The organism is Acinetobacter sp. YH01004, assembly GCF_013420455.1.
Classification (GTDB): domain Bacteria; phylum Pseudomonadota; class Gammaproteobacteria; order Pseudomonadales; family Moraxellaceae; genus Acinetobacter; species Acinetobacter towneri.
The window spans coordinates 127849-154587 of sequence record NZ_VOXZ01000004.1 but is presented as its reverse complement, the minus strand read 5'-3'; the positions used below and the strand labels follow the sequence as shown (position 1 = coordinate 154587).

Annotated in this window: 19 protein-coding genes; 7 read left to right on the top strand and 12 right to left on the bottom strand. The window is 42.1% G+C overall.

What is annotated here, in order from left to right:
• Nucleotides 1-4: 4 nt before the first annotated feature.
• The 6 genes from hisIE to FTT71_RS04540 all read right to left on the bottom strand — a co-directional run bounded on the left by hisIE (nt 5) and on the right by FTT71_RS04540 (nt 6358).
• Entirely contained in the window at nt 5-787 is a 783-nt protein-coding gene (gene hisIE / locus FTT71_RS04565; protein ID WP_004975893.1) for a bifunctional phosphoribosyl-AMP cyclohydrolase/phosphoribosyl-ATP diphosphatase HisIE, read from the bottom strand.
• 126 nt (nt 788-913) lie between these two features.
• Entirely contained in the window at nt 914-1993 is a 1080-nt protein-coding gene (locus tag FTT71_RS04560; protein WP_131261096.1) for a patatin-like phospholipase family protein, read from the bottom strand.
• Nucleotides 1994-2200: 207 nt separating this feature from the next.
• Nucleotides 2201-3820, bottom strand: coding sequence for an AarF/ABC1/UbiB kinase family protein (locus FTT71_RS04555; protein ID WP_179988492.1), 1620 nt, complete (start codon nt 3818-3820; stop codon nt 2201-2203).
• A 13-nt stretch (nt 3821-3833) separates the two neighbouring features.
• Nucleotides 3834-4529, bottom strand: coding sequence for an SCP2 domain-containing protein (locus FTT71_RS04550; RefSeq protein ID WP_180060885.1), 696 nt, complete (start codon nt 4527-4529; stop codon nt 3834-3836).
• A gap of 11 nt (nt 4530-4540) precedes the next feature.
• Nucleotides 4541-5485, bottom strand: a complete 945-nt coding sequence (gene ubiE / locus FTT71_RS04545; RefSeq protein WP_180160731.1) for a bifunctional demethylmenaquinone methyltransferase/2-methoxy-6-polyprenyl-1,4-benzoquinol methylase UbiE — start codon at nt 5483-5485, stop codon at nt 4541-4543.
• 168 nt (nt 5486-5653) lie between these two features.
• Nucleotides 5654-6358 carry a hypothetical protein gene (locus FTT71_RS04540; RefSeq protein ID WP_004975910.1) on the bottom strand — a complete coding sequence of 235 codons (705 nt, stop codon included), beginning with the start codon at nt 6356-6358 and terminating at the stop codon, nt 5654-5656.
• Nucleotides 6359-6604: 246 nt separating this feature from the next.
• On the opposite strand from FTT71_RS04540, the gene FTT71_RS04535 reads away from it, so the two are divergent.
• Nucleotides 6605-8023, top strand: coding sequence for a phosphate--AMP phosphotransferase (locus FTT71_RS04535; RefSeq protein ID WP_131261094.1), 1419 nt, complete (start codon nt 6605-6607; stop codon nt 8021-8023).
• A 65-nt stretch (nt 8024-8088) separates the two neighbouring features.
• Here the strand turns inward: FTT71_RS04535 and FTT71_RS04530 are convergent, their stop codons facing one another.
• Nucleotides 8089-8598 carry a hypothetical protein gene (locus tag FTT71_RS04530; protein ID WP_218944916.1) on the bottom strand — a complete coding sequence of 170 codons (510 nt, stop codon included), beginning with the start codon at nt 8596-8598 and terminating at the stop codon, nt 8089-8091.
• Nucleotides 8599-8834: 236 nt separating this feature from the next.
• Between FTT71_RS04530 and FTT71_RS04525 the strand changes: the two genes are divergently transcribed.
• From FTT71_RS04525 to FTT71_RS04500, 6 genes are all read left to right on the top strand, one after another.
• Entirely contained in the window at nt 8835-12575 is a 3741-nt protein-coding gene (locus FTT71_RS04525) for an exodeoxyribonuclease V subunit gamma (RefSeq protein ID WP_180079868.1), read from the top strand.
• A gap of 44 nt (nt 12576-12619) precedes the next feature.
• Nucleotides 12620-16339: a UvrD-helicase domain-containing protein gene (locus FTT71_RS04520; protein ID WP_180158804.1), complete on the top strand. Its 3720-nt coding sequence runs from the start codon at nt 12620-12622 to the stop codon at nt 16337-16339.
• A 109-nt stretch (nt 16340-16448) separates the two neighbouring features.
• Nucleotides 16449-18191, top strand: a complete 1743-nt coding sequence (recD, locus tag FTT71_RS04515; protein WP_218945015.1) for an exodeoxyribonuclease V subunit alpha — start codon at nt 16449-16451, stop codon at nt 18189-18191.
• Between the two features lie 820 nt (nt 18192-19011).
• Nucleotides 19012-19281 carry a 30S ribosomal protein S15 gene (rpsO, locus tag FTT71_RS04510; protein ID WP_004975922.1) on the top strand — a complete coding sequence of 90 codons (270 nt, stop codon included), beginning with the start codon at nt 19012-19014 and terminating at the stop codon, nt 19279-19281.
• Nucleotides 19282-19542: 261 nt separating this feature from the next.
• On the top strand, nt 19543-21630 hold the full coding sequence (pnp, locus tag FTT71_RS04505; RefSeq protein ID WP_171257431.1) for a polyribonucleotide nucleotidyltransferase: 2088 nt from the start codon (nt 19543-19545) through the stop codon (nt 21628-21630).
• Nucleotides 21631-21853: 223 nt separating this feature from the next.
• Complete coding sequence (locus FTT71_RS04500) at nt 21854-23092, top strand: magnesium transporter CorA family protein (protein WP_179996333.1); 1239 nt, start codon at nt 21854-21856, stop codon at nt 23090-23092.
• A 288-nt stretch (nt 23093-23380) separates the two neighbouring features.
• Here FTT71_RS04500 and FTT71_RS04495 read toward each other — a convergent pair whose 3' ends face one another.
• The 5 genes from FTT71_RS04495 to hslO form a co-directional block, all read right to left on the bottom strand.
• Entirely contained in the window at nt 23381-23644 is a 264-nt protein-coding gene (locus tag FTT71_RS04495) for a YdcH family protein (protein WP_131261090.1), read from the bottom strand.
• Nucleotides 23645-23734: 90 nt separating this feature from the next.
• On the bottom strand, nt 23735-24070 hold the full coding sequence (locus FTT71_RS04490) for a chaperone modulator CbpM (protein ID WP_096901332.1): 336 nt from the start codon (nt 24068-24070) through the stop codon (nt 23735-23737).
• Nucleotides 24071-24452: 382 nt separating this feature from the next.
• Nucleotides 24453-24914 carry a DUF2147 domain-containing protein gene (locus FTT71_RS04485; RefSeq protein WP_004975935.1) on the bottom strand — a complete coding sequence of 154 codons (462 nt, stop codon included), beginning with the start codon at nt 24912-24914 and terminating at the stop codon, nt 24453-24455.
• Between the two features lie 209 nt (nt 24915-25123).
• On the bottom strand, nt 25124-25588 hold the full coding sequence (locus FTT71_RS04480) for a DUF2147 domain-containing protein (RefSeq protein WP_004975938.1): 465 nt from the start codon (nt 25586-25588) through the stop codon (nt 25124-25126).
• Between the two features lie 258 nt (nt 25589-25846).
• Entirely contained in the window at nt 25847-26722 is an 876-nt protein-coding gene (gene hslO / locus FTT71_RS04475) for an Hsp33 family molecular chaperone HslO (protein ID WP_004975941.1), read from the bottom strand.
• Nucleotides 26723-26739 lie beyond the last annotated feature (17 nt).

Sequence of the window (26739 nt, the reverse complement as noted above, 5' to 3'; positions counted from 1 at the left end):
CGCGTTAATGGCTACGGTTGGCTTTTTCAACCAAGCCTGATAAACCTTGACGACGAGCCAATTCATTCAGTACCACTTGCGGTTCAATATCGAAATAACCCAACATGACAATGCTGTGGAACCATAAATCGGCCACTTCATAAATCAGGTCATTTTTGTTGTTGGCATTGGCTTCGGTGTTGAAATCTTTGGCGGCAATAATTGCTTCCACGGTTTCTTCACCGACTTTTTCCAAAATTTTATTCAAGCCTTTATGGTATAGCTTGGCTACATAAGATGAGTCAGGATTAGCGGTTTTGCGCTCGCTCATCATTTGCCCTAAATAAGCCAAAACTTCAACCTGTTCAGCTTGTGCCTTTGATTGGCTCATGGCTAAGGTGTGAGCATTGGCGGCTTGTTCACCATAAATTTGATTCGGGTCTTTCAGCTGTGCATCTACAATTTCCCAACCATTGGCGGTGAGTTTGCGATAGAAACAAGATTCACGCCCTGTGTGGCAAGCAATTCCACCATGTTGTTCAATTTGCAGGATAATCACATCGGCATCGCAGTCCAGACGAATCTCGTGCACAGTTTGAAAGTGTCCAGATTCTTCACCCTTGTGCCACAATTTATTGCGTGAACGTGAAAAATACACCGCCTGATTTTTTTCGGCAGTCAGTGCCAAGGCTTCACGGTTCATCCACGCCACCATCAACACACGTCCTGTTTGATGATGCTGTGCAATGGCAGGCACTAATCCTTGTTCGTTAAATTTTACTTCATCGAGCCATTGCAAGTTATTCATGAGTTGTTCACCAAAATTAATTTAAATTGTATGGACGCTATTTTCTGAGCGCACGATTTTGCATCGTCCCTATAGTGTACGTGATTCAAGACAATTTACCTAAATTATCTTGCCAGATTTGTACTGTCAAAGCGTTTGCATAAATTGAGGGAAGTTTTGTTTTTCCACCATTTCCAGAAATTCATCGCCCAAACGCTGACTTTCTGCCACCGATTGTTTCCATAAGCGAATGCGCTGTGCCTGATCTAAACCTTTTAAGGTGAAGTCTTTACGATCGGGCAAACGGCCTAAAGGCAAGCTGCTTAAATATTCTGCCGAAGGTGATAGCAAGAGTGTCCGGGCCTGATTTTCAGGATTGGCTTTACGATGCTTCAACATTTTATCAAACCAGCCAGGGGTAATGCTGTCGGTAAAGTGTGGGTACAGCACAATGCCCTGACTTTGGTAAGGTAAATCTAGATGGTAGTCAATTAAGCCACCATCCCGATAACTGCCCACGGGCGCATCAGGAATGTCACGAATAGCAGACATCACCCCGGGAATAGACGCTGAGGCGAGCAGCCACGGTGCGACATTCTGCTCATTCAGGGCTTGGTAATGGGTGACAAAATCATCCTCTACCATAAACTGCTGACCTTGCGCAGGTTGGCTGATGACGCGTTGCATAAATAAGCGGTTATGTTTGCGCGCAATGGCATTGCTACCAATAATTCCAGCCACAGATGCTAGCAAAGGCAAGGCTTGGTCACTTTGGAAAATATGTTGAGCTTTGACGGAAATGACCGTGAGGTGATAGTCAGGATGCTGAATCAGTTGTTGTTGCTGTCCCTGAATCAGTTCAAACAGCATATTTTGACAAATCTCAGCGACTTCTTGGCGCGACATTTTTTTATGAAAATACAAGTTGGTATATAAATCGGACAGGCGTTCAGTGCCTTGTTTTGCGCCCCACGCCAAAATACTGGCAAAGCGCCAACTGCCAATTGAAGAACCGACCACAGTACGACGCTTTGGGGCTTGGGCAAAAAACTCGCCAAAAATAGCTTGGTCTAAGCCTTGAATGCCAATACCTTTGGGGCCGCCTGCTGCACCTGGAATAATATCGACGTGTTGGGCATGTAAGCCTTCTTGTTCAATCAGTTGGCGTGCCAGATGTCCTGCGCGAATACTGAGTGCAGGGGCACGTTTATGCAAAAGCTGAGTCATGCTTGATCTATAACGCTACAAATGTGCATTAATTGTAGGCGTGGTGATTTTTGCAACAATGGCGAGAGGCATCATTTGGTGACTGATGAGTCATGCGGTAGTTTTTAGGATGAGTTAGAGAAAATCAGCGTGATAAAAAAGCCTGCTTTAAAACAGGCTTTCTAATTTTTTTATCGTCTAATCAGTTTGTTATCAAGCAATGTGGCTTTATTTAGCTATACGCCAAATCGCCAAGAAACTTGCCAACGCGATTAAAACAATAGAGACATACCACGGTGCAATAATCGCAATGGAGAGGAAAATGGCCATAATGCTGCCAAAAATCCAGCTGCGTTTTTGCTGATGTTCCATTTGTAGACGCATGCTTTGTAATTCATGCAATTGTTTGGAATGCCAAGCCGATTGGTTTTTTAAACCATTTAAACTGTCAATCATTAAACTTGGTAAGTCTTGCGCACCCAGTAACAGGTCGGGAATTTGCTGCCCAATTTCTTTGACATTTTTGACTGGATTCATATTGGCTTTAATCCAATCCGTTAAAATTGGTTTTGCCAGTTTCCAGATATCCAGTTCTGGATATAAGTCTGTGCCCAAGCCTTCAACATGCACCAATGTTTTCAGGAGTAGCATCAATTGCGGTGGAATTTCCAAATGGAAACGACGTGCAATATCCATGACCTGAATCAGAATGCCTGCAAAGTCCAATTCGTGCATCGGTTTAGACACCATTGGCCCGACAGTACGACGCATTTCGCGGGCTAAGGCATCTTGATCTGTGCCTGGTGGAATCCAGCCAGCTTGATGTACGACTTGAATCAGCTGCATAAAGTTGCTGTTCATCACTGCTAGCAACATACGCGCTACGGTCATTTGGTCATGCTTGGACAGCTCGCCCATAATCGCACAATCTAGCGCAATAAAACGCGGATTATTCGGATTGATGGTTTCCACGAAGACGTTGCCAGGGTGCATATCGGCATGGAAAAAGTTGTCACGGAACACTTGGGTAAAGAAAATTGTGAGGCCTTTTTCTGCCAAATCGGCACGATCCATACCCAAACGATCAAAGGTTGCTGTGTCGGAAATTGGCACGCCTGTAATGCGCTCTGCCACCATTACATCTTTACTGTCCATATAGACTTCAGGCACATACATCATGCTTGAGCCTGTAAAGTAGTGACGCATGCGGCGGGTGTTATCCGCTTCTAAGGTCAAATCCAGTTCGTTGAGAATAATTTGACGATAGTCCTGAATAATTTCAGATAAATGTAGAGCACGTGCCGCTTCCAGACGTTTTTCCAGTGCTGCGCCGAGCCATTCCAAAATTTCAAAATCTTGTAGAATTTGCTGGCGAATATCGGGGCGGGTGACTTTAACCACGACTTCACGACCATCATGCAAGGCAGCGGTATGGACTTGCGCAATAGAGGCTGCTGCTAAAGGTTGCTCATCAAAACGGGCAAACAGGGTGTTGATGTCTGCCTTAAGGGATTGCTGAATTCGCATTTGTGCCACGTCAGAACCGAACGGTTTGACACGGTCTTGTAGCAATACCAATTGCTGTAAAACTTCAGGCGGAATCAGGTCACGACGCGTAGACAGCAATTGCCCAAGTTTAATTGCCAATGGTCCCATTTCTTCTAAAGCTTCTTTGAGCTTCAGCGGGTTTTTACGTTCTTTACTTGACCAAGCCGCAGGGTGCATGCGAATAAAACTGAGCGCATGACGTGCCTTTTCTGGTAGTTCTTCCGCAGGAAACAACGTGTCGAGTCTATAGTGCGCGGCAATGCGCCAAAGTTCGAGTAAACGTGAAACGTGCGGAATCATAAAGACTTATTCCCTAGGGTTGAGTGGAGTTTAAGGTGTCAGAAGCGGTATCTGGCTGTGCATCAAGCTGCGCTTGTAGCTGTTGAATTTTGGCTTCGGCGCGGTCTAAATTTTGTTGAAAAATGCGCGTGTCTTGTTGTAAGTCATCCATTTGCCAGCGTGGGGCAAATAGACCACTGTCTTCTTTTAGGGCATCTTCAGCAAAGAACAAATGGCTGTGTAGACTGCGTTTTAAATGCTTGGGTGCAAGCTGAATTTTGCCAACTTCATGAGCCAAAGCAGGACCAATCCAAGGGCTTAAATGTGCGGCCAAGTCTAGTTCAGCCTGCTGCATAATGCGCTGAATATCTTGTAAAAGATGATAGTCACCTTGTAGGGGAATATTGCCCACTTCATCGGATAGCAACAGTTTGAGCAATTGCACCACATTTTTAACATGCAAAGTGGCCGTTGCGGGGCTGATATTTTGCGCTTGATCAAACGGGCGTTGCTCAAAAATAGAAGGCTGCTCGCTGTGACCTGTTGCAGTAGGTTCTAAACGAACTTTGTTGTCATCAAAAAAGACATCTACAGAAAGCTGTGGCGAATCGAGCACCACACGCAACATTTTGCCGTGTAGTTGGTTGAGCTGGATGCGAGTAATCGCATCCAAATCAATAACATGATGAATCAGTTTCTCAACTGCACCAAGGGCGAGAATTGACCACATTGCGGTACGCCTTAGAGTTTAAAACCACGGTGAACGGCAACAATACCACCAGTCAGGTTGTGGTAATCACAGTTTTGGAAGCCTGCCTGTTCCATCATACCTTTTAAGGTGCGTTGATCTGGGTGCATACGAATAGATTCAGCCAAGTATTTGTAGCTTTCTGAGTCGTTTGCGACAATTTTACCCATGATTGGCAATGCTGTGAATGAATATAAATCGTAGAGTTTTGAGAACGGTTCAAATACTGGTTTTGAAAATTCTAAAATCAATAAACGACCACCCGGCTTGAGTACGCGGTACATCGCTGCCAAAGCTGCATCTTTATCGGTCACGTTACGTAAACCAAATGAAATAGTCAGTAAGTCAAAGCTGTTGTCTTCAAATGGTTCTAAAGTTTCGGCATTCGCCAACACGAAATCGACATTGGTACAGCCTGCATCAATTAGACGGTCACGGCCAACATTCAGCATAGATTCGTTAATATCTGAGAGTACCACATGACCTGTAGGGCCAACTTCACGGCTAAAGACTTTGGCTAAGTCACCCGTACCGCCTGCAATGTCCAGTACGCGCTGACCACGACGTACACCTGACATATTAATCGCAAAGCGTTTCCATAAGCGGTGAATACCAAATGACATTAAGTCGTTCATAATGTCGTATTTGCTTGCAACCGAGTGGAAGACTTCTGCGACTTTCTGGGCTTTATCTTCACTGCTGACGGTTTGGTAGCCGAAGTGTGTGGTTGCACCGACATTGCCTGTGTTGGCACCGCGCGGCAAATTATATTTTGGCACTGAACCCGTAACAGGTGTATCCGTTAATTTTTGTTCTAAAGATTGTTGCTGACCTTGTGGAGCGCCTTGCGGTAGAGGTTCGGTTAAGAATGGACTCACTTTGTCTGTTGGTTGTGCCGACTCGGGAGTAGCGGTAGGCGTTTGATTTTCATTCGACATTGGAGTCACTCCTCAGGATAAAAAGGCTTAAGGCTGCAGTGTATGCATGATGACAGATTCTAAGCACTTGTACAGTAATCATCATGCAATTGTTATGAATAATATACAGAAAAAACCAAAGATAGCGTAAGTGTGCTGAATAAGTGTTGGTTATTTCACACATTGGGATTATGAAAATGGATGTAAATCACCTGCATGGACTTTGGCAATAATTTCCCGTTCTGTGGTAGTAAATTGCTTCACAAATTTCTCTGCGGACTTTAATGGTTTCATGGCTAAAAAGCCATCTTGCATAAACTCATACATAATTTGAAAACTGTATTTTTGCGCCGCGCCTTTACACATTTTAAAAGCGGTATAGACCACAAAAGAGCGCATATATTTATCTAGGTTTTTACCCAGTTCATCCAACATATTTAATTGTTTTAAGCGTGCTTCGCCCTGATCGAGCTTTAAATAAGTCAGACGCATCATCTCATCATTTAAAGGCATATTTTCAGGATAGTCCTGTAGCAATTGTATCGCGACTTGTTCATCTAACTGCACTGCCAAAATCGCCAGACTTACCCCAGAAGTCCCTGTTTTTATTGCATTTTCAGGGATGATTTTTTCAGCTTTGTGTGCATATTTCAGTAGGCGAGCAATTTGACCTGCCAAAGCGTCAAAATCTGGACCGCCATATAAGCGGTTTAAAAAATATTCAGCCATCAAGACATTGTGCTTTTCGGCAAACTGTGTGGCATGGGTGCGTTGCATACGCTGTTTTTGCCATGCTTGAACATCTTGTAAGCGTTGAAAAAGCATAGGATTTTTATGATATTTAAATTGATAATACAGTTCTAACAGCTCATCTAAAGCAGCAAGTTTAGACATAGGGTGTCTCATTATTGAGTTGAATGGGCAAATCTTAATGTGAGTTTGATCTCGTCGCTATGACAAATTACACAGAATTCCAAACGGCAAAGGTCAGTGTGTGAGATTAATCTACAAAAATACGCGAAAAGTTGTTAAAAAATGGGTCGATATTCGTATACTGATCAAAGTCTGTCGCTCATTCTAATATCGTAAATATAGACGAATGATCAGCAGAGCTTAAATAACACAACAATAGGGTAGATGATGTCACAAGCACATACTGAATTTAAACTCATGGAAGAAGAACAACTTTCAGTCGAGCTAATTGAAGCCCAATATGCTTTAAAAAATACCAAAGGTGAAAAAAATGCCAAAAGTTTGCTGATTTTAGTGAGCGGCATTGAATTGGCGGGGAAAGGAGAGTCGGTCAAACAACTTAGGGAATGGGTCGATCCGCGTTATTTAAGGGTAAAAGCCGATGCGCCACACCCGTTTAATCCCAAACAGACACTTTGGCAGCCTTATGCACGTTTTATTCCTGCCGAAGGTCAAATTATGGTGATGTTTGGCAATTGGTATAGTGACTTATTAAGCACAGCCATGCATGTGTCTAAAAAAATTGATGACACCATGTTTGATAACTATGTCGAAAAAATGCGTGCCTATGAAGAAGACTTAAAAAATAACCATGTGGATGTCATTAAAATCTGGTTCGATTTATCGTGGAAATCACTACAAAAACGACTAGATGATATGGAACCGAGCGAAGTGCATTGGCATAAATTGCACGGCTTGGATTGGCGCAATAAAAAGCAATATGACAGCTTGCAAAAGCTGCGCCAACGCTTTACCGATGACTGGATTATGATTGATTGCGAAGATGAAACCATCCGCGATCAACAATTTGCACAGCATATTTTACGTGCTTTAGAGCATTGTCCTGTGCATCCGACCAGTTCGGGCATCACTTGGCAAGCTGCAGAAATTCCAGAAGTTTTGCTTAATCCTGTATCTGAATCGGTCAATGAGGATGACTATAAAGCAGAGTTAAAGAAACTCACGAAAAAAGTGGCAGATGCACTGCGTTTAGATAACCGTAATGTCAGCATTGTTTTTGAAGGAATGGACGCAGCAGGCAAAGGCGGCGCGATTAAACGGATTGTAAAAAAACTGGATCCGCGTGAATACGAAATTTACACCATTAGTGCGCCAGAAGCCTTTGAAATCAGTCGTCCTTATTTGTGGCGTTTTTGGACGAAAATTCTGCCTGAAGAAAAAATCAATATTTTTGACCGTTCTTGGTATGGGCGGGTATTGGTAGAACGTGTAGAAGGTTTGATTAGCCCACTGGAATGGCAGCGTTCTTATGACGAAATCAACCGTTTTGAAAAAGACTTAAATGATCATCAAACTGTCGTCATCAAATTTTGGTTAGCCATTAGTAAAGATGAGCAGGAGCTGCGTTTTAAAGCACGTCAGGAAACCGCACATAAGCGTTTTAAAATTACAGATGAAGACTGGCGCAACCGTAGCCGTTGGGATGATTATTTGGTGGCAGCGGCAGATATGCTGCAACGTACCAGTACCGAATATGCACCGTGGCACATCATTCCGAGTAATGACAAAAATGCAGCACGTTTGGAAATTTTAAGAACCATCTTGAAACAACTCAAGGCAGAATAATCTGCCTCGAGGATGCAAAGACTGCGTGTTAAGTTAGCTGAATTTGAGCCTGTTTAGTTTAAAAATTAAGCATTCACAACTTTGGCTTGTTTAAGCTGAATGCTTTTTGCCAGTTTATAGCTTTCTTCAACATGCGTTTCGGCAATTTTTTTCATAATAAAATAACCCAAACCTGCTGCCACCATTTGTCCACCCAATGGAATAAACTTGGTGACTTGTTTGGTGATGTACTTGGCTGCGACATTATTCAGGGATTTTTTTACTGCAGTACGCGCCACGACTAAGCCTGAAAATTCCACACCGCGTTTACGCAATTCGCTCCAGTGGACTTTTCGGGTTTCAGGATCATACACGCTGACTTGCTCAGGAGATAAGCCAAAACGTGCATTAATTTCTGGAATCAGTTGCGACAAGATGCCCACATCAATGACAACGTCTAAGAACGGCACAGGAATGATGGCTGCACCTGCAGAAAAATAGGCACGTTTTTTGACCAGTTCTAGGCATTCTGCACGAATCATTTCCAAGTCTAGGCTTGGATCAATACTGTCTGGAATTGTCTCTCTTTTTATCATAAGTACAACCTTAAAATGGCGGATAATCGTATGCTGTTTGGTAAATTAAACCACTTTATTCAAAGCACTTTTTGAATAAAGTAGGCAATAAAAGTATGCTTGTAAAGTGTCATACACCGTTGTAAGTGTATAGCCAATAATCTTTATTCTTTTGTTGTGCTTGAGGCAAATGATAGATCAACGGCCTTCTAGTACATTTAATACATTCTTATTCAAAATAAATTAAAGGATACCTTATGGCGATTCATGTCATACAAAGCCAACGTATAGAAGTTTTAGTCAATGAAATGCTGAAAACCATACGTCAACCGACATCGAATCCGCTTCAGGTGCTACAAACCCAGCATTTTATTGTGCCTTCAGTGGCAGTAGAAAAGTGGCTGACGGAAAAAATAGCCGAGCAAAAAGGCATTAGTGCCAATACTGAATTTCATCATCGTATTCGTGCCTTTCAATGGGCCGCTTATCAGGCAGTTTTAGACGATAAAGATCGGGTGCGTCAGGCAAATATTCCGCGTATTGTGATGCAATGGCGTGTGTTTTATGACTTACAACCGTGGATACAACACGAACAAAACCCACTTCCTGCCGAGCATGCTTTACATCGTTTGATTCAGCGAATTTATGACAGCGCAGAGCAATTGTCACAGGGTTTAGAAAAGCAGCTCAAAAAGCAAAACATGCTGTATTGGGTGGCAGATAAAGTTTCACGTTTATTTAGCAATTACATGGTTTATCGTGGTTTTTGCCAAAAAGGCTGCGAGGGTGTCTGCCAATGTCAAAGCAATTGGTTAGCGGTTTGGGGACAGCAGAAACGCCTGAACTTAAAGCAGCAAATTTATATCCCTAAAAACTTTGAGAGCGAAGAAGAAAAACAAGCGGCATTGGAAATAGCCGCATTTACTCAAGAGCAAGCCGAAGAATTAGAGCAATGGCAAAGTTGGTTGTGGTTGCATATTTTTCATGCAGATTTTGAAAAAATGCAGGAGATTGATCTGCAATTTTGGCAAGCTTTGGGCGAGCCTGAAAATCCAAATTCGTGTATTAACAAATTACCCAAACAGTTGGTGATTTTTACCTTATTGGATTTGCCGCCAAGTCAGTTGCTGTTTATCCGCCGTTTGGCGCAGTATATGGATATTTTTATTCTGCATTACAACCCATCGCAAGAATATTGGGCAGACATGGTCGATCCTAAGTGGAAATTAAACATGGATGCGCGAATCAAAAGTCGTTTTATTCGTGAGATGGAAAGTCAAAATAAAACCGTAAGTGATGATGATATTGCTGCATATATCAAAAAATATAATGGCGAATTTAATGCCGATATGCGCGAGTCACATCATCCTTTGCTGACACGCTTTGGTAAACAGGCACGTGATCACTTTTCTTTATTGGCGGCGTTGTCAAGTGGTGATGAAGGCGAGTGGTATGATCTTTTCCCTGAAGAAGAGCCGCAGCATTTACTGGGTAAAATTCAATCGGATGTATTGAATTTGGTTGAGCCAGTCGCGCAGGCGTATGACTTAGATCCTGCCGATGAGTCATTGCAAATTCATGTGTGTCATTCAAGTTTACGTCAGCTTGAGGTACTCAAAGATCGTTTAATTGCATGGCTAGGACAAGATGACAGCCGCCAAGCCAGTGATATTTTGGTATTGAGTCCGAAACTCAAAGAACAAGAGTCTTTAATTCGCAGCGTATTTGCTGCACCGCCAAGTGAGCGTGATCTCTATCAGAAAGGACAACAAAAAGCACAGCAGAATCAAGCTACTTTAGGGCATCAACTCAGTCAAGATAGTGTGTATTTGCCTATTCAAATTGCAGGCATCAGCTCTTTAGACATTCATAATGCTTGGCGTGCGGTGGTTGGGCGTATAGCGCTAGTACAAGGACGTTTTAGCTTTGAGGAGTTTGGCGACTGGTTGAGTTTGGCTGCCACACAACAGCGTTATGCCTTGAATTTAAACAACATTGAGCGCATGAATGAGTTGTTGGCCAATGCAGGTTTTAAACGTGGTTTAGATGCCGAGCATTTAAAACGCAGCCTGAGTGCAGATGATCAAGATTATCGGTTCAGCTTAAAGTTTGCTTTAGATCGTTTGGCTTTGGGCGTTGCAGTGCCAGAGCATTGCGTGGTTCAGCACACTTTAAGTTATGCCGATGTGCAAAGTAGCGATTTTGAATTGATTTTTAAACTGGTTCAAATTTATCAGGATTTTGCACAGCGCCGTGATTGGCTAATTCAGCATGAATTGGGGCAAGCCAAAACGGTGGAATATTGGCTTAAACAACTGATGCAAGACCTGAGTGAGTTTCAGGATGCAGGGGTAGATGTGTTGGCATCGGTGTTTAGTTTGGTGCAAAAACATGACCGTATGCTGACCTTAGCCAGTTATTTTGATGTGCAGTCGGGTCAAGATTTGCGTCATTTAAGCTTACCGCTGGATTATATTCTGCAAGAAATTTCAGCCCAGCTCGAAACCCAACTCGAACAAGCCAGTCCATCGGGCGCCATTACCTTTAGCCAAATTGGTGCAATTCGTCCGCTGCCATATAAGTTGATTGTGATGTTGAATTTGGACAATGGCGTGTTCCCAAGTCGTGATCAGCAATTGGCTTTTGATTTGATGCAACTATTAAAACCACAACTGGGAGATCGTTCACGCATTGAGGATGATCAGGGGGCGTTTTTAGACAGTTTATTGTTGGCGCAAGACAGTGTTTGGTTATTTTATAACGGTTTTGATGTCAGCGATGGTGAGGTACGTGATCCATCCGTGCTGGTGCAGGAATTTGTGCAGCATTTGGAATTGATTGTGAAACATCCCGATAGGGCTAGCGATTCACGCTTAAACTTGAACGGTGTCGAGATTCCTGCGCAATTGAAATCTCTTTATTACCTGCATAGTTTGCAACCTTTTGATCAACTGCGTTTTGCCGAAAGCCGTGAAGTTCGCTTTAAAGATCAATGGTATCGGGTTGCCAAACAAATGCAGCAAGAAACCACACCACGCGAAGCATGGTTTGGTGAATATCCATTATTGCCACAAGACGTGGTGGTACTCGACAGTATGCAATGGATTCGAGATGTGTGTTTCCCTGCGCGTGCCTATTTAAAAGCGATTGGGGTCGAAAATTTACAATCCGACACTGCTGCAATGAACCACGAGCCGCTGATTTTAAATGGCTTGGAAAAATATAGTGTGCGTGATTTTTTACTGCAACATGGCGAGCAAGATGCAGAAAGCTTGTTGCAAGATACCTTGCCTGTGGGTAAAACCTTAAATGCCACGTTTCAAACGGGACTGCAAGAACAGCAATATTTACGTGACACACTCCAGCAATTTGCAGACGAGGCAACCACAACAACGCAACAGCTTTGGAAAATGAATCCGCATTTGCATATCCGTATTCAAGTGCCTGAACAGCCGACAAAGCTTTGGTGTAGCGTGGTGGCAGCGAGTGCCAGACCAAGAAAATATGCCGAAGTGTGGTTGGAATATTTGTTTTGGGTGGCCTATCAGAACACAGAACATCAAGATTTAGAGCGGATTGTGGTGTGTAAAGATGCGGTGATTCATTTTGCCAATATCCATGCACAGCAAGCACACGAGTATTTAGCCCAGTGGTTTGAGTTCTGGAAACACGCACAGCAATATCCTGTGTTATTGCCTGCGGCTTTGGTTTTAAAAATGAAAGATAAAAAAGAATTTGAAATTCAGTGGGATGAAGCTCAGTCCGATCAAGTTTTGAATATGGAAAGCTTCGTAAAACATTGGCATGACGGTGCTAGGAGGAGCTTTATTGATGAAAGTGAGAAAAATCACCCAGACTGGTCATTTATTTTTCAAGACAGTGAAACTGAACCGTTGTTGATTGAGGCATTTCAGCAATATAGCCATCGACTGTATCAGCCCATCATTGAAAATTATGAATCTGCGAAAAATCTTCAAAAACAAGGGGAATCTGCGTGAACTCATCTAGCCCATTCCCAATTTGTTATGACCCAATTCAAGAGATGCAATTCAAAGGCTTGCATTGGATTGAAGCATCGGCAGGTACAGGAAAAACCTATACTTTATCTAGTTTGATGGTGCGGATTTTCCTGAAAGATTATTTGCCTAATCAGGTGATTGCGACCACATTTACCCGTGCCGCAGCAGCCGAGCTAAAAAGTCGTATTCGTGCACGTTTGCTTGAAACCCAACAATATATCGATCAGTGTTTAAACCAGTCTTTAGATCAGCGTGCCCTTGCAGAAAAAATTACACAACTACAAGACCCTTTACTCAAAAATGTTCTGCAGGAATATCGCTTAAAACTGGACTATGCCAGTTCACGTTTGAAGTTGGTGAGTGCGCAACTGGATGAGCTATTTGTAGGAACATTAGATAGCTTTAGCCAAAAATTATTGCGTGAATTTTCCTTTGAAAGTGGCAAAATTGAGCGCGCCAATATTACTGACCAAGCATCGGTCTATACCGAACAATTGGTGCATGATGTGCTGCGTGAATGGATTCAGGCACAGCCTCAGCATGTTGTGGACTATATGCTGTTATGTGGGCGGTTGAAATCGGCAGCCAATTATGAGGGTTTGGTCAATACCAGTTTAAATTTTGCATCGGCAGAGATTCAAGGCATAGATCAGGCACAGTTGGAGGTTCAGGATTTAGCAGAGGCGTTGCAGAATTTAGCCAGTATCACCATGACGCAAATTGAAGAATTAAAAGAATATTATGATGGTGAATATAGCTTTAATTTTTCCCATTATGTCGCGGGGAGTGATAAGAAGGGGTTGCAGCCACTATTTACAGTGACTTTGCCAAAACTGATTGAAAAAATTAAGCACAGCCCTTTAGAACATTATTTTAATTCACATCTTGCCGCATTGTTTAATGCGGTCTTTGCACTATATTTGAACCAAGACGGTAAGCTCAGAAAATCAATTTTTAACAAAGCGAAAGCGCCATGTACGCAAGAGGTGCAAGATGCTTTTTTTGATCATCCTGTAATCCGAAAAATTAAAGCAGTTGTGGATGCCAAACTTAATTTTGAGCGTCAAATTGAATTGGTGGATACCAATTTAAAATTCTATTTGGTACAACACGTCAAGCAGCGTTTACCGCAACTTTTACAGCAAAAAGGGGAAACCACTTTTGCCCAACAAATTCGCAGCTTAGCCGAAGCGTTGCAGGGCGAACGTGGGCAGCGTTTTGCGCAGTTTGTGCATACCCGTTATCCACTGATTTTGGTGGATGAGTTTCAGGATACTAACCAAGATCAAGACGACATGCTGGCGCAAATTTGGCGTAATCCGAAGTGGTATGCGCGCGGTTGCATGATTATGGTGGGCGATCCTAAGCAGGCGATTTATGGTTTTCGCGGTGGCGATATGCTGACCTATAACAATGCCCGTGATGACGTGCTGAAAAAGCAAGGTCGCATTTATTCACTCAGACAAAATCATCGTTCAGTGAAAGAGTTGGTCTGTGTGGTGGACGAGCTATTTCAACGCCAACCCGCTTTTGGTGAAAAAGTGATTTATGAACCTGTCATTGCAGGTTCACGTCCTCATCCTGCTTTAATGGATCGGCAACAGGTCAATCCTGCACCGCTGCGTTGGGTGACGGTGGAACATGATCAGGATGAATCCATTCAAATTGCATGGAAAATTCGCGCGTTATTAAATCAAGGTATCGCAGGCGATTTATATTTTGATCATTCTGAAGGCAAAGTTGCTTTGCAAGCTGATGATATTGCCATTTTATCGACCAGTCATCAAAAGCTAGATCAAGCCCAATACGAGCTTGAGCGGATTGGAATTCAGGTCAATAGAAGTAGCCAGCGCAGTGTTTTTACAGGCTTTTTAGCCAAAGATGTGGCGGCAATTTTAACTGCAATTTTACATCCTTATGATGAAGCCAAGGTCAAGCGTGCCTTACTGACACGTTTATTGGGTTATAACCTGCAACAGTTGATTGAACTTGAGCAACAGGGGTTAGGTCAGTTTATTTATGACTTCGACTGCATTCGGGAAATGTGGGTCAATAAAGGCTTTTTAACCGCATGGAATTACTGCCTGAACTTATTTAAAATTTGGGAAAATTTGGTGGCAAAACGCAGTTTTGACAATGAACGGCATGTGGTGAATTTACGCCATTTAACCGAATTGCTGAGTCGTCAAAGTGAACGCCATCAAGGGGCTTACATGCTGTATTACTGGTATTTACAGCAAGTTGAATCACCTGCCAAACGCGATTGGGAAATTGAACGAAAACTTTCTAATGCGGCAGGCGTGAAATTGATGACCATTCACCAGTCCAAAGGCTTGGAGTTTAAAGTGGTCTTTTTGATGTCGGCAGATCAGCCGCCCAAATCTGACAAGTCTGCTTTGGTGTTTGCAACGCAGGAAGAGCAAGGCATTGAGCAACGTATCATTGCCATTAAACATAAAGACATAGATGCCACAGCAATGCAGCAGCACAGTGAGCGCCGTTTGGCAGAGTTGAATCGGCTTTGGTATGTGGCACTCACCCGTGCCAGTTATCGGGTCTATGCGATGCTAAAACAGCCTACGCCTGCAAAAGAAGGTAAAAAAGAGGCTGCACCAAAATCTGCTGGTTTAAATGTCTGGCGTTTACAAGCGCCAAGTTCAGCAGAAATTGCAGCAGCATGGAGCTGTGATGAAGCACCTCTGACACAATTGGCGGCAGCATTACAACTTGAACAAGTGCAAGAAATTAAGATTGAAGCTGCAGATTTTCCGCAGCGTCGCTTTTATCCACGAACCAAAACCAGTTTTAGTGGCTTGGCACAACATTTACCTGCCGCCATGCGTAGCGATACTTTGGCATTGGCAAGCGAGGAGCAGGCTGCTGCTGCCGACGAAATCAATCAGGAACCTGTCGAAACGGAACAGGAAATCGTACAGGTGGCTCAACCGATTGCATGGATCAAAGCTAATTTTCAGCGTGGTACTCAAGCGGGGAGTTTTTTACATAAACTCTTTGAATATATCGACTTTCAAGCCAGTCATGATGACATTTTTGAAGAAGTCAAACGCCGTTTTCATAACGACAAAGAGTTTAATTCAGATGTGTTATTGGTAGATTTGATTGCAAAACTCGACACTGCCAAAGGCAGCGCGACTGTGCAGGAAGCAGATATTTTTGCGCACATGACCGAGTGGCTGAAGGATGTGTTGAATACTCCTTTGCACGATACTTTCCAGCTTTCCGCCTTATCTACTGCACATTATTTATCAGAGTTTCCATTCTATTTGGCGTTGGCAGATCAGCGCTTATTTATTCAAGCAATTCAGCAATTGTTTGAAGATGCGGGACATCCTATTCAAGATTTAAATGAAGCCGCTACTGCGCGTTATCTGACAGGCTCAATTGACTTGGTTTATTTTGATGGGCAGTGTTATCACATTGCCGACTATAAGAGTAATTATTTGGGTGCCGATCAGCGCGATTATGAAAAAACCAACCTTGAACACAACATGACCCAATCGAGTTATTGGTTACAAGCGGCCTTGTATTTGGTGGCGTTGCACCGTTATTTGGGCAGTCGTTTGCAAGATTATGATATTCGGCAACATTTGGGTGGAGCCAGTTATTTGTATTTGCGTGGTATGCAGGGGCAAGCAGGGCAAGGGGTTTGTCATTGGCGGCCAGATGCGGAATTTATTCTGCAACTAGATCAAATATTGGGTTACTTTGAACTTAAAAAATAACGCTAAGTCAGCTTATCGACTTAATAAAACAATTGCTTATCCTGTGGATAACTTTGAGGATAACTGTGTGGAAAACAAGCATATTCACTTAAATTCAGCTCAAACGCCAATGCAGGCGTGGATGGATTACCTATGTCAGCCGCCATTTAGCAATGTCACTTTTGATGCTTCAGCGCAAATTTTGATGCAACAGGTACTCGATGCTATTCAGCAAGGGGATAGCTGTATTCCTGCAACCGCAGAACAAGTGGCGGCATTGCAACATTTGCACATGAACTTGCAGCGTAGCGCTTTAAATCCTGATCCACAAATTGCACCGTTTGTATTTGATGGGCAGCGTTTGTATTTGTATCGCTACTGGAAACTGGAACATCAGGTTGCTAGCGATATTTTACGGATTCAGGCGCAGCCGCCTTTGTCCTTTGAATTACAAGCCGAACAGCTTAATTTATTGCAAGATCCACAGCAGCAAAAAGCGTTACAGACTGCGGCAACTCAAAGTTTAAGTATTATCACTGGTGGGCCAGGTACAGGAAAAACCTATACTTTGGCGCATATTGTTGCGGTGCTTAATCAAGCTTTGCCAAATATTCGGATTGCGATGGCTGCACCAACAGGCAAAGCGGCACAGCGGATGGATGAAGCTTTGCAAAATGCCTTGAATAGTCAAGCTTTACAAATGTTTAATGTCGATGCTTTACGTCAATTACGACCCGTGACTTTGCATCGTTTATTGGGCTTAGGCAATACAGGCAAGCCACGTTTTCACGCTAAACAACCTCTACCTTATGACGTGATTGTGGTCGATGAAGCGTCGATGCTGGATTTAAGCCTGTCACAGATGTTATTGGCTGCCATTCCTGCGCAGGCACGTTTAATTCTGTTGGGCGATGCCAATCAATTGGCTTCAGTCGATGTCGGTACAGTATTGGCCGATTTACAGCAAGTGCCTGAACTCGCAAATAACCGTGTCAATTTAGTGACCACACGTCGTTTTGCTGAAGGTGCAAAAATTGGCGCAATGGCGAAGTTTATTCAGCAAGAACATTCTCCTGCACAGGTTTTGGCTGAGTTTGAACAGCAAGTCGTGGCAGCAGGTGAATTAAAGCCAATTCAATTTAAGCAAGTCGAAATAGATGCCCTACAACTGCAATATTTACCTCAGCAAAATGGGCAAATTTCAGCGGAAAATTTAGCGCATTATTATGATCAGCTGATGTATGGTTATCAGGCTTATGTAGCGGTATTAAAAGCACATACTTTGGGCTTGGAACAATCAAGTACAGCATTTCAAGCGCATGTTGAGAATGTGGTGAATGTATTTGATGATTACCGTATTTTAACCGCAATTCGTCATGGTCATTTGGGTTTACAACAACTGAATTTGCAGATTGAAAAACGCTTGTTGCAACAGTTAAAACAAACCAAACATGGCGATTGGTATGCAGGACGCCCCGTCATGATGACCTATAACGATTATCAACTGGGGTTGTCGAATGGTGATATTGGCATCTGTTTTATGCGAGAGCAGAATGATCAGCGCCAGTTTGAAGTATATTTTCCAAGTTTAAATAAGTGGGTGCCTGCAACACGCTTACCTAAAAATATTGAAACCGCATTTGTACTTACTATTCATAAATCGCAAGGTTCTGAATTTACTCATACAGCTGTGGTGTTGGATGCTGCGGCAAAAAACTTGCTGAGTAAGGAGCTGATCTACACTGCCATTACCCGTGCTAAAAAAGTCGTAAGTTTGTTGGTTGATGCGCAAGCTTTGCAGCAAGCTTTGATGATTCGTACCCGTCGCAGCAGTGGTTTATTAGCCAGAATTAATGACGCTTTGGATTGTTAAGTAAAACTGAATAAGAGATGGTTTTGTACGAAATGGCTTACATTGATTCGAGAAATTTGCGCATAGAGATTTCAAGATCTTTTTGAGAAGATGACTTCACATAAAAAGCTCAATAGGGATAGTTGAGCATAATCGCAGAATAATAACGATAAATGTCGAAAGACAGCGAACTGACAGGACGTGAGTGAGAAGAGGAAACTTACAGCCGCTAAGCCTTGTAGTTTTGGGAGAGACTACAGGGCTTTTTTATGCCTGTAAGTTTGGGTGATTTGCAAAATGCTGACAATGCTTACCTGTTGTAAGAAAAAGCTTACAAACAGATACGAGAAATACGACTTCTTTCACTTTGGTATTGTGGCAAAATCTACCACACAAGGACGTGAAAGCAAGAACAGGAATGTTCAGAGAATAAGACGCGAAAACGCGCAAATAACCACAATAAACAAAACAATAAGAATAATAAGACAAGAAACTACAGCGCAAAAACAGCCCGAGCTATGCTCGGGCTGTTTTATTTTAACGGCAAAATATTCCAGTAGATGAAAAGTGGTTGGCAAAATATTACATATTATCAATCATATACAATTGTATATTTATTTTCCGTAGGTACTTTATACCTAACATGATGTGTACACCCTCAGCATAAATCATACTTTTATTGGGACATCTCAAAATTAAAAGCGCTTGTTTGTCGTTCTGTTTTGCAATCGGCACGTTTTTGCCTTAAAATAATGCCCTTGCTGTAGTGATGCACGGCAGTCAATTGAGTAATCAATTGATCGGTATCAAATCTTTTTATTAAGCATCTCGGAGAAATCGAATGGCTTTAACAAACGCAGATCGCGCAGAGATCATTGCTAAATTTGCTCGTGCTGAAAACGACACTGGTTCACCAGAAGTTCAAGTAGCACTTTTAACTGCTCAAATCAATGACTTACAAGGTCACTTCAAAGAGCACAAACACGACCACCATAGCCGTCGCGGTCTAATCCGTATGGTTAACCAACGTCGTAAGTTACTTGACTACCTTAAAGGCAAAGATGTGACTCGTTACAGCGCATTGATTGCTGCTTTAGGTTTACGTCGTTAATTCGATTTAAGCTTTTATTTTCGGACTATTGCATGTTGAATGCTGTATTACTGAAAACTAAAGTATATCTAGCCTTGGCTAGATCAGTGGAAGGGGCGAATGATTCGCTCCTTCTTTGTGTTTAAAAATCGTGTTTCATTCGAGTGAGGTCGGCTTCTAAGCTTTGTCATTTACCTAAACAATTGTATTGTGAATGCCAAACCTTAGGGGTCTCCACGAGAATAATTGTTCACAAGAACTAGGAAAAAATAAAACATGTCGATGTTTAATATTATTCGTAAAGAATTCCAATTTGGTCAGCACCAAGTTGTACTTGAAACTGGTCGTGTAGCGCGTCAAGCCAACACGGTAATGATTACTATGGGTGGCGTGACTGTATTGGTTGCAGTGGTTGCTCAACCAACAGCAAAAGCGGGTCAAGATTTCTTCCCACTGACTGTTAACTATCAAGAAAAACAATATGCTGCAGGTCGTATCCCAGGTGGTTATGGTAAGCGTGAAGGCCGTGCTTCTGAAGCAGAAACTTTAATTTCACGTTTAATTGACCGTCCAATTCGTCCGTTGTTCCCAGAAGGTTACTACAACGAAATTCAAGTCACTGCGACTGTTGTATCTTCTGACAAAACAATGGAAGCTGACATTGCTGCAATGTTAGGTACCTCTGCTGCACTTGCAATTGCAGGTACACCATTCCGTGGCCCAATTGGTGCGGCGCGTGTGGGTTTAATTAACGGCGAATATGTACTGAACCCGAACTTTGAACAAATGGCGCAATCTGACCTTGACCTTGTGGTTGCAGGTACAGAATCTGCTGTATTGATGGTTGAATCTGAAGCGAAAGAACTTTCAGAAGACCAAATGTTAGGCGCAGTGCTTTACGGTCATGACGAAATGCAAATCGCGATTCAAGCGATCAAAGAATTTGCTGCAGCTGCTGGTGCAACTGAGTCAACTTGGACTGCTCCTGAGAAAAACGAAGACCTTCGTGCAAAATTAAAAGAAGCGTTTGAAGCAAAAATTTCTGAAGCTTATACCATTGCCATCAAACAAGACCGTTATGCGGCATTAGATGCACTTCAAGCAGAAGCCGTTGCGCAATTCGTTCCTGAAAATGACGAAACTGGCATTGCAGATGACTTGAACGAACTCTTTGAAGATCTTAAATACCGTACCGTACGTGACAACATCTTGTCTGGTAAACCACGTATTGATGGTCGTGACACCAAAACCGTTCGTGCGCTTGACGTACAGGTTGGCGTTCTAGACCGTGCGCACGGTTCTGCATTGTTTACCCGTGGTGAAACTCAGGCTTTGGTTACCACCACTTTAGGTAATACACGTGATGCCTTAATGGTTGATACCTTATCGGGTACTAAAACTGACAACTTCATGTTGCACTACAACTTCCCTGCATACTCTGTAGGTGAAACAGGTCGTGAGTCTGGCCCTAAACGTCGTGAAATTGGCCATGGTCGTTTGGCACGTCGTGGTGTGCAAGCTGTTCTTCCTGCAGCAGATCGCTTCCCGTATGTAATTCGTATCGTATCTGACATTACTGAATCAAACGGTTCATCTTCTATGGCGTCTGTTTGTGGTGCATCGTTATCACTTATGGATGCAGGTGTTCCATTGAAAGCACCAGTTGCGGGTATCGCAATGGGCTTAGTGAAAGAAGGCGAGCGTTTCGCGGTACTTTCTGACATTTTGGGTGATGAAGACCACCTTGGCGACATGGACTTTAAAGTTGCAGGTTCTGCCAACGGTATTACTGCACTGCAAATGGACATCAAGATTGAAGGCATCACCGAAGAAATTATGGAAGTTGCATTAAACCAAGCTTATGCGGGTCGTATGCATATCTTAAATGCAATGAACCAAGTGATTTCACGTGCGCGTCCAGAAATTTCAATGCATGCGCCAACTTTCCAAGTGATTAACATCAACCCAGACAAAATTCGTGATGTAATTGGTAAAGGTGGTGCAACCATCCGTCAAATTACTGAAGAAACTAAAGCGGCAATTGATATTGAAGACAACGGTACAGTGCGCGTATTTGGTGAAACCAAAGCTGCTGCACAAGCTGCTGTTGCAAAAATTCAGGCTTTAACTGCTGAAATCGAGCCGGGTACAATTTACACAGGTAAAGTAATCCGTATTGTTGAATTCGGTGCGTTCGTAAATATCCTTCCGGGTACTGACGGTTTACTTCACATTTCTCAAATTTCAAATGAGCGTATTGCCAACGTTGCAGACGTGTTGAAAGAAGGTCAGGAAGTGAAAGTACAGGTTGCTGATGTAGACAACCGTGGTCGTATCAAATTAACTATGAAAGATATCGAACAAGCGTAATGCTGTGTTGATGATCTGAAATGGTCAAAAAACCCGTATTCAATCTGAATGCGGGTTTTTTTATGCTAAAAATTTTGTTGCATCGTACAAACCATCTTTGTTGTATGAAAAGCGGCATAAATTACAGCATGTATTTGAAAAGAAGCCTGATCCATGCTTAAACTGAGTACATCTTAAAATCTCAAAAAACCGTACAAAAAAACTGAAATAGAGTGCCCGTTCTATGCAAAGTTATTATTTTTATCTGCATACCAATCATAAAACCAATATTTATGTGCAAAAACAGGCAATTGAAGGGCTTGAGCCTGAATTTATCTGGATTGATTGCACCCGTGATGATGTGCTTAACCGTGCAGAACAGTGGCAACAAGAGATTTTTCAGTACAGTCAATTATCGCTCAATGAATATCATGTGCGCGATATTTTAAATATAGAGCATCCATGTGCGTTTGATACTTTAGATGATTATGACTTATTGATTTTCCGTAAACTGATCACACCCGAAGACCGTATTGCAACAGGGCAACAAGTCGGGGAGAAACATGAACGGATTTTTGGACTGGCCACTACGCCGATGAGCTTTATTATGACACCGCAGATTTTGATTAGTGTGCGGGAACAGGGCAATAAAGTCATGGAAAGCTATTTGTCACGTGTGGAAGCAGCGGTACAACGCCCGATTGAAGAACAGAATAAAGCACGCAAACTGGCAGCAACACCATTAGATTTAACGTTGCGTTTACTGAATTTGGTAGCGGATGATTACTTGGATATTCGCATGCCGCTAACCCGCCGTGTGGAATATTGGCAACAAGAGTTGTTGCAGGGACATCGTCGTTTTACCCGTTGGCATCAATTGCTGCAAGAAAATATGGCGTTTCAGCAAGTTGAAAATTTATGTGAAGAGCAAATAGAAGCCTTGCAGGAATTGCGTGATGAAATTGTCGATAACTACCCACATTTACGTGGCAAAAAACGTAGTGAACGGCAGGATATTATTTTGGTACGTTTGGATGATTTGACCAGTCACATTGAACGAATTCAAAAGCATACCATTCGCTTACGCTCTGCAGTGCAAACCGCAATTGATCTGCATTTTTCTGCTATTGCCAACCAGACCAATGAAAACATGCGGATTTTAGCCATCATTACCGCAGTTTTTGCACCTTTGACTTTATTTACAGGGGTGTATGGTATGAACTTTGAGTTTATGCCGGGGCTGAAACACGCACAGGCCTTTTGGATCATGCTTGGGGTAATGGTGATGACTACTTTGTTGTTGCTGTATTATTTTTATCGTAGGCACCTTGTCGGTCTGGGTGAAAAAAGTGTGATTGATATGTTGGCACAGCAACATAATGACCAACCCATGAATTTATTTTGGTTTTTAGACTATGAACCCATTAAGCAAACCGTGAAAGGCACCATTAAAGAAGTCGAAAAACTGACTAAAATTAAATAATCCAGAAGATAGACTTGCAGATGTGGTGATAAATTGAGTTCCACATCCAATATATGTCACAAGATAATGTATTGATTTAAAAGTTGTCCACAGACCTCAAAAGTTATCCATAGGACTGATAAGCTTATCCACAGATTGAGCAGGATAGTCAGACATTTAGCTCAAGATGGCAGATTTTTGAACACTAGCTTCAGATTTGAATATGCCATCTTTTTTGCTTTTTGCCTTTTCTTGCTGTGTCCTGCATATCATTGCATTTAGATGTACGGTTTAGACTTGTATGAGCTTTTAAGCTAATTGATCATTTTGCGCTTTAAGCAGCAAGTGATACATTTCATCTTTCAGTCTTAATTTTTTGCGTTTCAGCGCTTCAATGTCATCATTAATCTGATGCACAGGATCAAGCTCTAACTGGCTAATTTCACGGTCTAGCTGTTCGTGATCTTCAAAAATTTTTGAAAAATGTGGATTGCTGTCGCGTAATCCCTGAATTAAATCACGAAACTCAGGAAACATATTTTTAATCTTCTTGTTGCAGTCTTTAGTTTTCATTGTGTAGATCATTCTCATCAAAAAAATTTACGGGCATAGAAAGAAAAACGCTCTAGCAAGGTGATGAATCACACAACTAGAGCGTGAGGATTAACTATGTTGAAAATTCAGATGTTTAACTTCTTTACGTAATTTTTGCACTTCATCAATCAGGTCAAGCATCATGGCGACAGCTGAAAAACTGGCATCAAAATCACGTTGCAGCCGATAGGCTTGGCGTGCACGGTTGATATCTTCACCAAAAAATTGGTGGATACGTTCGGCAGGGCGGGAAGGCAGGATGTCATATTCTAAAAGTTGTAAGACCCATTCAGGGCTTTGCCCACACGCTTCGGCAAATTTTTTTAAATCTAACTGGGTAAATTCTTCAATAATTTCTGTGTGCTGTCCGTCTGAAGTGATTTCACGATATAAAATAGTGGTCATGGCATACTCCTTCTGATCGAATTCAAACGAGTTGGCTCGCCTGAAATGAGGGATTGCTTTACATCAATAATTGGTGGATATCCAATAAGTGATTCTCTTTAATTTAGCCTGTGTACGCTGTAATAGAATCTTTTATTTGTATTCCTTTGGTGAAATTCAGCCAACCCTTTGCTGTGCTCACGCCTGTTATATTGATGTGTCAATTTGGCTTGTGCGTATAGATGTCTTATAGATATTAGTCTATTTTTTATTCAATGCCATCCTTTATTTCAATATTTTGGATTGAACGGTCGTACGGTGTTTAAAAGGATTGTTTCAAAATTTGGTAATAAAAAGGGCTCTTTAAAAAGAACCCTGTAAATCAATATCTTAGTTTTTGGAATTAGTATTTTACCCAAGTCACGCTGCGACCAATCACTGAAACACCTACATAGCCACGTAAGGTGAGGCGCTTACCGTTAGCGCTTAAACGAGCTTTGCCTTTATAAACTTTACCGCCAATTGGGTCTAAAACATGACCTTGGTTAAATTCACGTGGGTTTTTAGCATCTTGTTTAAAGCCCCAAATAAATGGCAAGCCAATAAAAGGTTTATTCTTTAAGTTACCTGGACAATTGCTACAAATCACCATTTTTTCTGCACCCGGAATATTACGGGTTTCCACGATAATGCCTTCATAAGTGCCATCTGGCTTTTTGCGAATTTCGACATCGGCACGTGAATAACCTGTGCGGTCATCAATGGTTTTCCATTTACCGACCAGTAGATCGCTTTCTGCAAAGCCAACACTTGAGAGGGTTGTTAAAACGAAACCCGCAAAAATCCCTCTGAAATTTATTTTCATGAACAGCATCCCCAAAATTGTTATTTTAAAAAATAGAGTAAAAATTCTATTTCGGGTTTTATAGCAAGAATGTAATAAACAAGCAAATTGAGCAGTGTGAGATGTCAGGCAGGAAAAGATATAAGTGTTATGGAGTTGGTAATTTAAATCTAATCATTCCGATAAAAGTGTGCAGAACACAGCTTTTATCGCATTGGTGAGGAATAATATCAGTATTTCACCCACGTCATTTTGCGGCTGGCATTGGTGGCAAGGTCTACATTATAAAGGGTTAAATGTTTGCCATTGCTGCTTAAACGTGCACGAGTTTTATATTGTTTACCTGTGCGCGGGTCTAAATAGTCACCTTCATAAAATTCAATTTGATTGCTTGGCGTAGCTTTTAAGTGACTTAATGGCACAAAACCTAACAGTGGCTTATCTTTATTTTTACCCGTACAGAGTGTGCAATTTTCCAAACGCGGTGCGCCAGGAACCGCACGTAGTTCTATAATCGTAGCGGCATACGCACCTTGTTTATCTTTACTCATGACTACGTCAGACAATGAAAAACCTGTGCGGTAGTCTAATGTTTTCCATTTGCCCAAAAGTGGGTCTGCATTGGCTGCATAAGCTAAACTTGAACAGCAAATCGCGCTGATGAATGCTAAACGAGAAAAGAACAGGGTGTTCATAAAATCAATATCCCAGAGAAGAAGCAGCCTAAAATATATAAAGGCATAAAAAAAATATGGGATTATTTATACCCAATTTACGCGGTATTTTCTAGTAATTGCATGAAAGTTTTGTGAAATTAATCACATGAAAAGTAATAAAATAATAGGTTTTGACGATGGTCATCACGTAAATAAAAAATGAGCAGAATGTACTGCTCATTTTTGATGAATTTTCAGCATTACATCACATATTAATCATGGTATTCACCATGCCATTTAACTGAGATGTTCTCCAAATAAACCTAAGGCTTCTTCGGCACTAAAGCTATATTGTGTGCTGCAGAATTGACAATCCATAGTAATAGGGTTCTGATGTTCCAAAGTTTCACGTACCGCAGCAACACCAATTTGCATTAAGGCATTGGCACAGCGCTCTTTGGAGCAAGTGCAACCAAAACGTAAGGCTTCCACTTCAGGCAAACGCACTTGTTCTTCATTGTATAAACGGTACAAAATTTCATTGACGTCTAAATCAGTCAATTCTTCCGCTTTTAAGGTTTCAGTCAGCATGGTCACACGCGGCCATAAATCTTCATCGACCCGTTGTTGTTCTTCTTCACTGTTACGCGGCAACAATTGAATCAGCAAACCGCCCGCACGTTCGGCATTGCTTGCCAACACAATACGAGTTGGAATTTGTGCCGATAAGTCGTAATACTGCATTAAACATTCAGCTAAATTGGCTTTGTCCAAAGGCACAATACCTTGATAACGCTCACCAAATTCAGGCTCGATATTAATAAACAGTACAGGACTGACCAAACTTTTCAGGACGGTACTGCTGTCTTCAGCGCTTAAAAAGCGCGGGTCTTGTTCGTAGTCTGCCAACGCACGCACTTCACCCAAGTGGTTACATTCCGCCATGGCCCATTTAAATGTGCCAGATGCCTGAATTTGTAAGCTAATACGCCCTTTAATTTTTAGGGTACTGGCCAGTAGGGCAGTGGCGCAAAGCATTTCTCCCAACAACACTTGTACCGCAGGCACATAATCACGTTGTTTCAAAATGGTTTGCAAAGCTTCTTCGAGATGAACTACTTCACCACGAACAGGGCTATCTTCAATAAAAAAGCGTTGGCGTAAATCAGACATAAAATTCTCCATAACCC

What these genes read in the sequence shown, in the direction of transcription:
- hisIE (WP_004975893.1), bottom strand. Translation starts at nt 787, where the DNA reads ATGAATAACTTGCAATGGCTCGATGAAGTAAAATTTAACGAACAAGGA.
- FTT71_RS04560 (WP_131261096.1), bottom strand. Translation starts at nt 1,993, where the DNA reads ATGACTCAGCTTTTGCATAAACGTGCCCCTGCACTCAGTATTCGCGCA.
- FTT71_RS04555 (WP_179988492.1), bottom strand. Translation starts at nt 3,820, where the DNA reads ATGATTCCGCACGTTTCACGTTTACTCGAACTTTGGCGCATTGCCGCG.
- FTT71_RS04550 (WP_180060885.1), bottom strand. Translation starts at nt 4,529, where the DNA reads ATGTGGTCAATTCTCGCCCTTGGTGCAGTTGAGAAACTGATTCATCAT.
- ubiE (WP_180160731.1), bottom strand. Translation starts at nt 5,485, where the DNA reads ATGTCGAATGAAAATCAAACGCCTACCGCTACTCCCGAGTCGGCACAA.
- FTT71_RS04540 (WP_004975910.1), bottom strand. Translation starts at nt 6,358, where the DNA reads ATGTCTAAACTTGCTGCTTTAGATGAGCTGTTAGAACTGTATTATCAA.
- FTT71_RS04535 (WP_131261094.1), top strand. Translation starts at nt 6,605, where the DNA reads ATGTCACAAGCACATACTGAATTTAAACTCATGGAAGAAGAACAACTT.
- FTT71_RS04530 (WP_218944916.1), bottom strand. Translation starts at nt 8,598, where the DNA reads ATGATAAAAAGAGAGACAATTCCAGACAGTATTGATCCAAGCCTAGAC.
- FTT71_RS04525 (WP_180079868.1), top strand. Translation starts at nt 8,835, where the DNA reads ATGGCGATTCATGTCATACAAAGCCAACGTATAGAAGTTTTAGTCAAT.
- FTT71_RS04520 (WP_180158804.1), top strand. Translation starts at nt 12,620, where the DNA reads ATGCAATTCAAAGGCTTGCATTGGATTGAAGCATCGGCAGGTACAGGA.
- recD (WP_218945015.1), top strand. Translation starts at nt 16,449, where the DNA reads ATGCAGGCGTGGATGGATTACCTATGTCAGCCGCCATTTAGCAATGTC.
- rpsO (WP_004975922.1), top strand. Translation starts at nt 19,012, where the DNA reads ATGGCTTTAACAAACGCAGATCGCGCAGAGATCATTGCTAAATTTGCT.
- pnp (WP_171257431.1), top strand. Translation starts at nt 19,543, where the DNA reads ATGTTTAATATTATTCGTAAAGAATTCCAATTTGGTCAGCACCAAGTT.
- FTT71_RS04500 (WP_179996333.1), top strand. Translation starts at nt 21,854, where the DNA reads ATGCAAAGTTATTATTTTTATCTGCATACCAATCATAAAACCAATATT.
- FTT71_RS04495 (WP_131261090.1), bottom strand. Translation starts at nt 23,644, where the DNA reads ATGAAAACTAAAGACTGCAACAAGAAGATTAAAAATATGTTTCCTGAG.
- FTT71_RS04490 (WP_096901332.1), bottom strand. Translation starts at nt 24,070, where the DNA reads ATGACCACTATTTTATATCGTGAAATCACTTCAGACGGACAGCACACA.
- FTT71_RS04485 (WP_004975935.1), bottom strand. Translation starts at nt 24,914, where the DNA reads ATGAAAATAAATTTCAGAGGGATTTTTGCGGGTTTCGTTTTAACAACC.
- FTT71_RS04480 (WP_004975938.1), bottom strand. Translation starts at nt 25,588, where the DNA reads ATGAACACCCTGTTCTTTTCTCGTTTAGCATTCATCAGCGCGATTTGC.
- hslO (WP_004975941.1), bottom strand. Translation starts at nt 26,722, where the DNA reads ATGTCTGATTTACGCCAACGCTTTTTTATTGAAGATAGCCCTGTTCGT.